Origin of the sequence: Nocardioides sp. (assembly GCF_034670285.1) — a bacterium.
In the GTDB taxonomy this organism is placed as follows: domain Bacteria; phylum Actinomycetota; class Actinomycetes; order Propionibacteriales; family Nocardioidaceae; genus Nocardioides.
On sequence record NZ_JAXMNS010000103.1, the window covers coordinates 1 to 9,883 of the forward strand.

Annotated in this window: 11 protein-coding genes and 1 tRNA gene; 7 read left to right on the plus strand and 5 right to left on the minus strand. The window is 70.0% G+C overall.

The features are described from left to right. Together VOI19_RS07140 and VOI19_RS07145 are read left to right on the plus strand one after the other, a co-directional pair. Window positions 1–778: ArgP/LysG family DNA-binding transcriptional regulator (locus VOI19_RS07140; RefSeq protein WP_323792270.1), on the plus strand; the 778-nt coding region annotated here is incomplete at its 5' end. Window positions 779–848: 70 nt separating this feature from the next. Next, the gene (locus VOI19_RS07145; RefSeq protein ID WP_323792271.1) at window positions 849–1,634 is read left to right on the plus strand and encodes a hypothetical protein; all 786 of its coding nucleotides are present in this window, start codon (window positions 849–851) and stop codon (window positions 1,632–1,634) included. Window positions 1,635–1,894: 260 nt separating this feature from the next. On the opposite strand, the gene VOI19_RS07150 is transcribed toward VOI19_RS07145, so the two are convergent. Further along, window positions 1,895–3,778, minus strand: coding sequence for an acyl-CoA dehydrogenase (locus tag VOI19_RS07150; RefSeq protein WP_323792272.1), 1,884 nt, complete (start codon window positions 3,776–3,778; stop codon window positions 1,895–1,897). Window positions 3,779–4,001: 223 nt separating this feature from the next. Here VOI19_RS07150 and VOI19_RS07155 point away from each other — a divergent pair, with 223 nt between their 5' ends. Further along, the gene (locus VOI19_RS07155; protein ID WP_323792273.1) at window positions 4,002–4,460 is read left to right on the plus strand and encodes an Rrf2 family transcriptional regulator; all 459 of its coding nucleotides are present in this window, start codon (window positions 4,002–4,004) and stop codon (window positions 4,458–4,460) included. Window positions 4,461–4,554: 94 nt separating this feature from the next. Here the strand turns inward: VOI19_RS07155 and VOI19_RS07160 are convergent, their stop codons facing one another. Next, window positions 4,555–5,421, minus strand: coding sequence for a hypothetical protein (locus tag VOI19_RS07160; protein WP_323792274.1), 867 nt, complete (start codon window positions 5,419–5,421; stop codon window positions 4,555–4,557). A gap of 159 nt (window positions 5,422–5,580) precedes the next feature. Here VOI19_RS07160 and VOI19_RS07165 point away from each other — a divergent pair, with 159 nt between their 5' ends. Then, on the plus strand, window positions 5,581–6,036 hold the full coding sequence (locus VOI19_RS07165; protein ID WP_323792275.1) for a nuclear transport factor 2 family protein: 456 nt from the start codon (window positions 5,581–5,583) through the stop codon (window positions 6,034–6,036). A gap of 4 nt (window positions 6,037–6,040) precedes the next feature. Here the strand turns inward: VOI19_RS07165 and VOI19_RS07170 are convergent, their stop codons facing one another. Then, window positions 6,041–6,697, minus strand: coding sequence for a DUF2461 domain-containing protein (locus tag VOI19_RS07170; protein WP_323792276.1), 657 nt, complete (start codon window positions 6,695–6,697; stop codon window positions 6,041–6,043). 70 nt (window positions 6,698–6,767) lie between these two features. Further along, window positions 6,768–6,843, minus strand: a tRNA-Gly gene (locus VOI19_RS07175). A gap of 104 nt (window positions 6,844–6,947) precedes the next feature. Between VOI19_RS07175 and VOI19_RS07180 the strand changes: the two genes are divergently transcribed. Beyond that, complete coding sequence (locus tag VOI19_RS07180) at window positions 6,948–7,646, plus strand: DUF2993 domain-containing protein (RefSeq protein WP_323792277.1); 699 nt, start codon at window positions 6,948–6,950, stop codon at window positions 7,644–7,646. Here the strand turns inward: VOI19_RS07180 and VOI19_RS07185 are convergent. Beyond that, window positions 7,624–8,409 carry an SGNH/GDSL hydrolase family protein gene (locus VOI19_RS07185; protein ID WP_323792278.1) on the minus strand — a complete coding sequence of 262 codons (786 nt, stop codon included), beginning with the start codon at window positions 8,407–8,409 and terminating at the stop codon, window positions 7,624–7,626. The two genes, VOI19_RS07180 and VOI19_RS07185, sit on opposite strands and share 23 nt — an antisense overlap. Window positions 8,410–8,470: 61 nt before the next feature. Here VOI19_RS07185 and dcd point away from each other — a divergent pair, with 61 nt between their 5' ends. Together dcd and VOI19_RS07195 are read left to right on the plus strand one after the other, a co-directional pair. After that, window positions 8,471–9,046, plus strand: a complete 576-nt coding sequence (gene dcd, locus VOI19_RS07190; RefSeq protein WP_323792279.1) for a dCTP deaminase — start codon at window positions 8,471–8,473, stop codon at window positions 9,044–9,046. A gap of 137 nt (window positions 9,047–9,183) precedes the next feature. Further along, complete coding sequence (locus VOI19_RS07195; RefSeq protein ID WP_323792280.1) at window positions 9,184–9,774, plus strand: hypothetical protein; 591 nt, start codon at window positions 9,184–9,186, stop codon at window positions 9,772–9,774. The last annotated feature ends 109 nt before the right edge of the window (window positions 9,775–9,883 follow it).

Genomic DNA, 9,883 nt, shown 5'->3' on the forward strand with positions numbered 1-9,883 from the left:
GGTGCTGCTCCGTCGGTCGACGCCGTGCACGGCGACCGACGCGGGCGTCGTGGTCGTGCGACTCGCCCGTCAGACGGCGCTGCTGTACGACGACCTGCGCGACGTGGTCGGAGGCGTGGTCGGCGAGGTGGGCACCCGGCGCAGCACCGACCTGCGCGTAGCGGTGAACGCCGACTCGCTCGCTACGTGGTTCCGTGGGGTGCTCGACGAGGTCGCGGTGTGGGAAGGGGCCACGCTGCGTCTGCAGGTGGAGGACCAGGCCTACTCCGCCGACCTGCTGCGGCGAGGTGACGTGCTGGGGGCAGTGACCTCGGAGTCGGCTGCGGTCCAGGGGTGCCTGGTCGAGCGGCTCGGCATCCTGCGCTACCGCCCGGCTGCGTCCCCCGCGTTCGTCGGGCGTTGGCGGGGCGGTCGGGGGATCGACCTGGCGCAGATGCCGGTCGTGGTCTTCGACTCCAAGGACTCGCTGCAGCACGACCTGCTGGATGCCCGCGGGGTCCCGGCTCCACCGGTCGTGCACCGGGTGCCGACCTCGGCCGACTTCCACGAGGCTCTGCGGCGCGGACTGGGCTGGGGGATGCTCCCGCTGCCGCAGCTCGAGCCAGATCTCCGCGCGGGCCGCCTGGTCACGATCGAGCTGCCCGGCGGCTCTGGCGAGAGCGTCGACCACGCGGTCGACGTCGAGCTGTTCTGGCAGCGGTGGCGCCTCGACTCGCCCGCGATGGCACGTCTGACAGAGGCCGTGCTCCGAGCCGCGCGCGGGCTGGTCGACCCGTGACGCGCTCAGTGCGCGTGACTATCCTGCGGAGGCCGCTCGCTGCGGTACCCGTCGCCGGAAGGAACCGTTGATGACCACGACCGCTCCCCGCTCCTCCCGTCGACCCTCGGCCGGACTCCTCGTCGCCTCGTTGGCGCTCGTCCTGGCCGCGTCGGGCTCCTCGACCGCGCTCCCGGGCAAGAACACGGTGAAGGCCGACGACCTCGCGAAGAACTCCGTCACCTCGAAGGCCATCAAGGCGGGGGCGGTGAAGTCCGCGGACCTCGCCCAGGGCTCGGTGGACGCCGGCGCACTGAAGAAGGACTCGGTGCGCCCCTCGCACCTGGCTGACAACTCGGTCCGCGGCGACGACGTCCAGGACGGCTCGCTGGGCTCCTCCGACCTCGTCGACTACGCGGTGTCGTCCAAGAACGGCGTGGCGATCCAGGCGACGTCCGGGCCCGGCCAGGATGCCGCGCGCGACAACGCCGCCGAGCGGGTGCTGCTCTCGGCGGGTCCGATCACCGTCTACGGGAAGTGCTACGTCGACACCGTCGCCGAACGGCTGCACGCCGAGCTGTTCGTCAAGACCACCGAGGCGGACGTGCTGGTGAACGCGCCGGACGGCACCACCTACTCAGGCGGCGACGTCTTCCTCCAGCCGGCCACCCCCGAGGCCGCTCGGTCGGTGCTCGGTGACCAGGTGGCCCCGGTGGGCGGCTCCGGCGCCCGGCAGTCGACGATCACGATCGCCTCCGACCAGGAGTACCTGACCGTCCTCACCTCGCTGTTCCTCCAGCGCCGCGACCCGGCTGAGCCGACCGGCCCGTACGGCGCCGGCGACCGGTGCCTGTTCGGCGCCTCGATCATCGGCTGAGTCGGCTCCCGTGCGACGCCGTCCGTCGTCTCCCGAGATGAGGACGGCCGGCGTCGAAGGGTGATTGCCCGGCGCCTCGCCGGGCAATCAGTGATAGTCGTTCCCCGCGAGAGCTGTGATCACACCTCGCCAGCCGGCCTTCTTCTGCAGTCTCGTGCCACCGGTCCCCTCGGGGAGCGCCGAGCATCGACGACGAAGGCCCGCCACCCCGAGGGGTGGCGGGCCTTTGTGGTGCAGACGGGTGCGTCAGTCGGGTCGGCTCAGAACGCAGCCTCGTCGAGGTCCATCAGCGACAGGTCGGTCGCCTCGGCGATCGCACGCTCGGCGGAGATCTTCGGCAGGTTGTACTGCGCGAAGAACTGAGCGGCAGCGATCTTGCCCTCGTAGAACGCCTTGTCCTTGGGGTTGAAGTCGCCACCGAGCTTCTCCAGGGCGACCTCGGCCTGGCGGAGCAGCAGCCAGGCGCAGACGACGTCGCCGAGGGCCATGAGCAAGCGGCTGGTGTTGAGGCCGACCTTGTAGAGGTTGCGGACCTCCTCCTGCGCCGACATCAGGTCGTTGATCATGTGACCGACCATCGCGTTGGCGTCGTCGAGCGCCGTCGCGAGCAGCTGGCGCTCGTTCTTCAGACGACCGTTGCCGGCCTCGGAGTCGATGAACGACTGGATCTCGCCGGCGATGAGGCCGAGCGCCTTGCCCTGGTCCTTGACGATCTTGCGGAAGAAGAAGTCCTGGCCCTGGATGGCGGTCGTGCCCTCGTAGAGGGTGTCGATCTTGGCGTCGCGGACGTACTGCTCGATCGGGTACTCCTGCAGGAAGCCGGAGCCGCCGAAGGTCTGCAGCGACTCGGTGCCCAGCAGGGTCCAGGAACGCTCCGAGCCGTAGCCCTTCACGATGGGCAGGAGCAGGTCGTTGACCGCGTTGAAGAGACCCAGGTCGCCGGTCTCGTCGCTGCCGTTGTCCGCGGCGTGCTCGGCGAGCTGGATCTTGTCCTGCCAGGTGGCGGTGTAGAGCACCAGGGCGCGCATGGCCTCGGCGAACGACTTCTGCACCATCAGCGAGCGGCGGACGTCGGGGTGGTGGGTGATCGTCACGCGCGGGGCGGTCTTGTCGCCCGACTGGGTCAGGTCGGCACCCTGCTCGCGCTGCTTGGCGTAGTCGAGGGCGTTGAGGTAACCGGTCGACAGGGTGGCGATGGCCTTGGAGCCGACCATCATCCGGGCGTTCTCGATGACCTGGAACATCTGGGCGATGCCGTTGTGCACCTCGCCGAGGAGCCAGCCCTTGGCGGGCTCGCCGCCGCCAACGGCGGAGTCGCCGAAGGTGACCTCGCACGTGTTGGACACCTTGATGCCCATCTTGTGCTCGACGTTGGTGACGTAGGCGCCGTTGCGCTCACCGGTGAGCTCGCCGGTCTCGTGGTCGAAGTGGATCTTCGGGACGAGGAAGAGGCTCAAGCCCTTGGTGCCGGGGCCACCGACACCCTCGACGCCGACCGGGCGGGCCAGCACGAGGTGCATGATGTTCTCGCTCATGTCGTGCTCGGCCGAGGTGATGAAACGCTTGACGCCCTCGATGTTCCACGAGCCGTCGTCGTTCAGCGTGGCCTTGGTGCGACCCGCACCCACGTCGGAGCCGGCGTCGGGCTCGGTGAGCACCATCGTGGCGCCCCACTGCTTCTCGACCATCAGCTGCGCGATGCGCTTGTCACGGGCGTTGCCGTTGCGGTGGACGACACCGGCGAACGCCGGGCCGGCGGCATACATCCAGATGGGGGCGTTGGCGCCCAGCACCATCTCGCCGATGGCCCAGACCAGGCTGGAGGGGGCCGGCGTGCCGCCGAGCTCCTCGCCGATCTGCAGGCGCCAGTACTCGGAGTCCATCCAGGCCTGGTAGCTCTTCTTGAACGACTCGGGGATCGGCGCGGTGTGCGTCGCGGGGTCGAAGACCGGCGGGTTGCGGTCGCTGTCCTCGTAGGACTCCGCCATCTCCTCGCGCGAGAGGCGCTCGACCTCACCGAGGATCGCCCGGGCGGTCTCGCTGTCGATCTCCCCGAAGGGACCGGTCCCGAGGACCTCGTCACGACCCAGCACCTCGAAGAGGTTGAACTCGATGTCGCGCAGGTTGGTCTTGTAGTGGCTCATGGCTGAAACCGCTCTTTCGTCATGGGGTGTCGGTGTTCGTGGGAGGTGCGCTCGCTGCGAACGGGGTGTTCAGGAGCGCCATTACTACCGACCAGTAACTTAATGATAGGAGGGGTGCTTGCTCGAAGCAAGCACCGGTAGGGGTGATCTCTGCCCCGCTAGACCGGTGGGGATGCCGGAGTACGTCGAGTGACCAGGTGGAGTTATCTGACAGACTGACGCCATGCGTGTCTCCGCCAAGTCCGACTACGCCCTGCGGGCGCTGATCGAGATGGCGGGGCGCGCGGACGGCAAGGCGGTCAGCGCCGAGGAGCTCGGTCGGCTCCAGGAGATCCCGCACGGGTTCCTGCAGGCGATCCTCGCCGACCTGCGGCGCAGCGACATCGTGATGAGCCAGCGTGGGCAGTCAGGCGGCTGGCGGATGGGTCGTCCGGCCTCCGACGTGTCGGTCGCCGACGTCATCCGCGCCGTCGACGGCCCGCTGGTCTCCGTCTATGGGCTCCGCCCCGAGGCGGTCAGCTACAACGACTCCGCCGACGTGCTCCAGCACGTGTGGATCGCCGCGCGGCGCTCGCTGCGGGAGGTCTTCGAGCAGGTCTCGATCCAGCAGCTCGCTGACGGGGAGCTGCCCTCGGCGATCACCTCGCTCACCGCCGACGAGGACGCCTGGCAGTCGCACTGACCTCTCGTCGTCCGTCGAGATAGTCCCTTACGAAGTGGCCCCTGATCGGGCCGATGAGGGGCCACTTCGTAAGGGACTATCGGTCTCGGGGCACTCAGGCGACGGCGGCGAGCTTGCGCTTGAGCTTCTTCCGCTTCTTCTCGACCTTCTCCAGGCGGGCCTCGAGCGAGGCGTTGCGGTGACCCAGTCGCTCGATCTCGGCGAGCGCGTCGCGCAGGGCGTGCTCGGCCATGCCGGCCAGCACCTCGGGCGTGATGGCGGCGTCCGCGCTGGGCACGAGGAGGGCGGGGTCGCCCACCACGTCGTACTCGCTGTGCGCGAGCAGGTCGACCCACGACGTGCCGAGGGCCCTCAGTACGTCGAGCCGGGCGGCCGGCGTCAGGTGTGGGGGGCGCGTCCTGGTGGCTGAGGGGGAGCGGTCGATCGTGAGCGAGGACGTGCCGAAGCCGACCACCTTCCCCAGCGACTTCCAGGTGGGCCGGGGGTTCTCTGACACGATCACGTGCACCCGCTGCGGCTTCTTCACGGCCGCGCCCCAGGTCGCCAGCACCGCCCCCAGGTCGTGGCCCGGCTCGCCGGGGAGCGTCCAGGCGTCGGGTGCTCTGACCGTCACCACGACGTGCACCTCGAAGCCCGAGAGGGCGTCGACGAGCAGGGCGGCCTGCTCGGGGCGGGCAGCGGCGAGGAGCGCTTGGCTGAAGACCAGGGTGTCCTTGCCCTTCTGGCCACGGTTCACGATCGTCGTCCAGGCGCCTTCGACCTCGTCGCGGGTGTAGCCCCAGTCGCGGTGGGTGCGCAGCATCTCGAGCGCGGCGCGGAACATCTCCTCCGACGACGTCGCAGGCCGTCGTACGCCGAGCTCGGCCAGGGCTCGCTGGTGGAGCTCGAGAGCCGCGTCGACGAAGTCGCCGGAGCCGTCGTCGAGTCCGATGTGCACGAACGCCTTGCGCTTGGATCCCATGGTGGCCAGGGTGCTCGGTCTTCATGAGAGCCCGGTGAGATGGCGGTGTGCGCGGAGTGTGCGCGAGGTGAACAGGGCATGGCGAGGGGCATGGCGAACGAGGCGTCAGGGGCGCGCAGACACTAGAACGTGTTCTAGAAAGTCGTCTAGGATGCACCCATGATCTCGTCCGACGCCATCACCTGGAACGCCCCGAACGACGACCACCCGGCGCGCGCCGCCTCGCAGCGCTCCTACTCCGCGGTCGCCAAGGGCGACCTCGCCGAGTGGCTCACGGTCTACGCCCCCGATGCGGTGCGCGAGGACCCGGTGGGCCCCTCGATGTTCGACCCGGAGGGCAACGGCCACCGCGGCCACGCGGCGATCTCGGCCTTCTGGGAGCAGGCGATCGCGCCCATCGACACCTTCGAGTTCACGATCACCGAGTCGTTCGCCAACCCGGGGAGCAACACCTGCGCCAACCTCGGGCAGATCAAGACGTCGTTCCCCGACGGCTCCTACACCGTGACCGACCTGGCGATGGTCTACATCGTCGACGACGAGGGCCGCGTGACCTCGATGCGTGCCTTCTGGGAGCCCGAGCGCACGATGGCGTCCTTCACGACGCCGTCCTGACGCGTCAGCGACGCGACGGCGGGCCCGGGACGCCGTCCACGGCCTTGGCCAGCCAGGTCACGAGCGGCTTGAGGGTGCGCCAGTCGTCGCACACCATCTCGAGCACCTCGGGGGTGTGGATCACCTTCTCGAAGCCGTAGGGCTTGCCGGCGATGATCTGCTTGTGGCGCAGCAGACCGATGCGCGGGTGATCGGCGTCGTAGCCGCGCGGCGACGTCTTGAGCGTCTCGCCGCCGATCTCGAAGTCGTCCTTCTCCAGCTTGGTCAGGATCCGGCGCAGCGCTGGGCCGGTCTTCTCGTCGTCGATCGCGCTGCGAATGGCGGCGAGCCGCTCGCCGGCGGCCTCGTAGAAGCCGGCGCCGACGCGTACGCCCTGCGGTGAGAGCTGGACGTACCACCCGATCGCCGGCCCCGCGCTGACGAACGCGCCCTGATGGGTCTTGTACGGCGTCTTGTCCTTCGCGAAGCGCACGTCGCGGTAGGGGCGGAAGATCTTGGCGGACCCGAACTCCGGCTCGAGCGCCGCGCAGAGCGCCTGCATCGGCGCCTTGACCGACTCGGCGTAGACGCCCTTGTGGGCCTCCCAGAACGACTTGGTGTTGTCGACCTCGAGGTCGTCGTAGAAGTCGAGTGCTGCGACAGGGAAACCGGTGAACTCCACGGTCTCGAGCCTACGAGGCGGCCCATGCCTGCCGGCCGGGGGCTGCGAGGGCCGGTGGCGAGGGAAAAGATGGAGCGGATGACGAGATTCGAACTCGCGACATCGACCTTGGGAAGGTCGCGCTCTACCAGCTGAGCTACATCCGCAGTGACCGCCGAGAGGTCGTCCCGGTCGGCCGTGGAGCATGCTACCCGCTCAGGGACCGCCTGCGAGGATCGACCCAGAGGATCGAGCACACGGAGGTGCATAAATGAAGAAGCTCGTGGTGACGCTGGCCGTGCTGGCGCTGATCGCCCTCGGTCTCGATCGTGGTGGAGTGCTGGTCGCCGAGCGCATCGCCGGCGACTCGCTGCAGGAGTCGCAGGGGCTGAGTGAGCGGCCGGAGGTGAGCATCGACGGCTTTCCCTTCCTCGACCAGCTGGTCGCCGGACGCTACGACCGCGTCGAGGTGGTGCTGCGGGAGGTGCCGCTGACGGGCGACGCCGGGGTGTCAGGGGCGGCGGCGCTCCGCCTGGCGCGCCTGGACGTCACGCTCCGGCGGGTGGAGACCTCCCGCGACTTCACGCGCATCGACGTCGGCCGGGCTCGGGCGGACGCGCTGATCTCGCTGGCCGACCTCGGTGACGCCCTCGGCCTCCGGCTGGCTGTGGACGGCGACGGTCGACTCACCGCGAGCCGCACGTTCACGGTCCTGGGGGAGGAGGTCACCCCCTCGATCACCATCGAGCCGGTCATCGTCGACGGTGCCCTCAGCCTGAGCGAGTTCACCGTCAACGGTGCTGTCGACCCGACCGGTGCGCTCGCGAGCGCCCTCGACGAGATCCTCGGGATCTCGGTGCCGCTGACCGGCATCCCCTTCGACGTACGCCTCGAAGGGCTCCGCGTCGCAGCAGACGGCCTGCACCTCTCGTTGAGCGGTTCCGACCTCAGCTACGTGTCGCCCGGCTGACGCCGTCCGGGAGCACGTACGACGGGTAGCGCGGCGCGAGTCCGTCGCCGGAGGACCGACCGGTGACGCGACGGTGCACCCACGGCGCGGCTGTGGTGCGCAGCCAGTCGGCGTGCGTGCGCAGCGACTCGACCCGTCCGGGCGTCACGAGGTCCGGCAGGGTCAGCGGGCGCAGGTCGTGGTCGACGTCGAGGGTGTCGAGCACCTCGATGGCCATCCGCTGGTGCCCGGCCGGGCCCATGTGCATCCGGTCCTCGTCCCACAGGCGCCAGTCGCGGTACTCCCGCAGGCGCCAGAAGTCGACGATCGTCGCGCCGTGGCGATCGGCGCTCTCACGCACCAGCTCGTTGTAGAGCGCGAAGCGTCCGCGCAGGAGCTTGTAGGTGGCGCTGCCGCCCGGGTCGAACGCCGTCCAGACCAGGAGACGGGCGCCGGTGGCGGCCAGCCGCGCCAGGGCGGCGTCGTACTGCTCGGCGAGGGTGTCGAGGTCGACGCTGGGGCGCAGGATGTCGTTGGCGCCGATGTAGATCGTCACGAGGTCGGGCTCGAGGGCGAGTGCCGGCTCGAGCTGCTCGTCGAGGACGCCGCGCAGCTTGCGGCCGCGGATCGCGAAGTTGGCGTAGCCGAAGTCGGGGGTGTCGCGGGCCAGCACCTCGGCGACGCGGTCGGCCCAGCCGCGGACCCCGTTGGGCCGGGCGGGGTCGGGGTCGCCGAGACCTTCGGTGAACGAGTCGCCGAGGGCGACGAAGCGGCGGTAGGGCATGTGGCCATCTTCCTAGGAGGACGGTCGTCGCGCAGGGCCGGGTGCCGGATAGGGTGCGAGCGTGCTCCTGTCAGACCGCGACATCCTCGCCGAGATCGACGCCCAGCGGATCGCCCTGGAGCCGTGGGATCCCTCCATGCTGCAGCCGTCGTCCATCGACGTGCGCCTCGACCGGTTCTTCCGCGTCTTCGAGAACCACCGCTACCCCCACATCGATCCGGCTGCCGACCAGTCCGACCTGACCCGTGAGGTGGAGCCGCAGGGCGACGAGCCGTTCATCCTGCACCCCGGGGAGTTCGTGCTCGGCTCGACCTACGAGGTCGTCACGCTGCCCGACGACGTCGCCGCGCGCGTCGAGGGCAAGTCGTCGCTGGGCCGCCTCGGGCTGCTCACCCACGCCACGGCCGGCTTCGTCGACCCGGGCTTCTCCGGACACGTGACGCTCGAGCTCGCCAACGTCGCGACCCTGCCGATCAAGCTCTACCCCGGCATGAAGATCGGCCAGTTCTGCTTCTTCCGGCTCTCCTCGCCCTCCGAGCACCCCTACGGCTCGGCGAAGTACGGCTCGCGCTACCAGGGGCAGCGCGGGCCGACGCCGTCCCGCTCGTTCCAGAGCTTCCACCGCACGCCCATCTGAGGCTGCCCGCCTGACTCGGCTCACACCTCGCGCACAGGTGGGGCCGACCTTGCTGCCAGCCCACGGGGGAACCGTCGACGGCAGACGACCTCGATCGACGAGGTCCGACGCCGGGGGACCGGCACGAGGAGCGAGTCATGAGCATCTTTCGCAAGGCAGGCACGACCGCAGCCCTCTCCGTCGCTGGAGTCGGCATCGCCGTGGGCGGTGTCGGGCTGGCCGGCGCGACCGACGGTGCGTCGGGGCAGGACACCTCGGAGTCGGCTTCGGCCCCGGACGAGGCCCGAGGGCAGGGGCAGGGTGATCGACGTGGCCACGGGCACGGGAGTCGAGGCGGCTCTCGCAGCGGGATCTCCGCCGGGTTGTCCGAGGCGCTCGACCTGGACGAGTCCGACGTCGACGCCGCACTGTCGGCCGTCCGAGAGCAGCTCTCGACGGACGACGACTCGTCGGGCCAGGACGGTGAGCGCACGCGTCCGACCGAGGCCGGGCGGGCCGAGCGTCAGGAGCAGTGGGCCTCGGCGCTCGCCGACGAGCTCGGCGTCACCGAGCAGCAGGTCACCGCTGCCCTGGAGTCCCTGAGCGAGGCTCGGGCCGAGGCCGGACGGGCATCGCTGTCGGAGCGCCTGGACGACGCCGTCACCGACGGTGACCTGACTGCGGCCGACCGCGCCTCGGTGCTGAAGGCCTTCGACGCCGGGGTCCTGGGCGGACATCGCGGCCGGTAGGGGTTCAGACGTCGAGTCGATCGGCGACCGACCGCAGCTGGGTGGCCAGCCGGTGACGGCGACCTCCCGGTGAACGTCGGTTGCGCACGGCACGGGCCTCGGCTGCGGA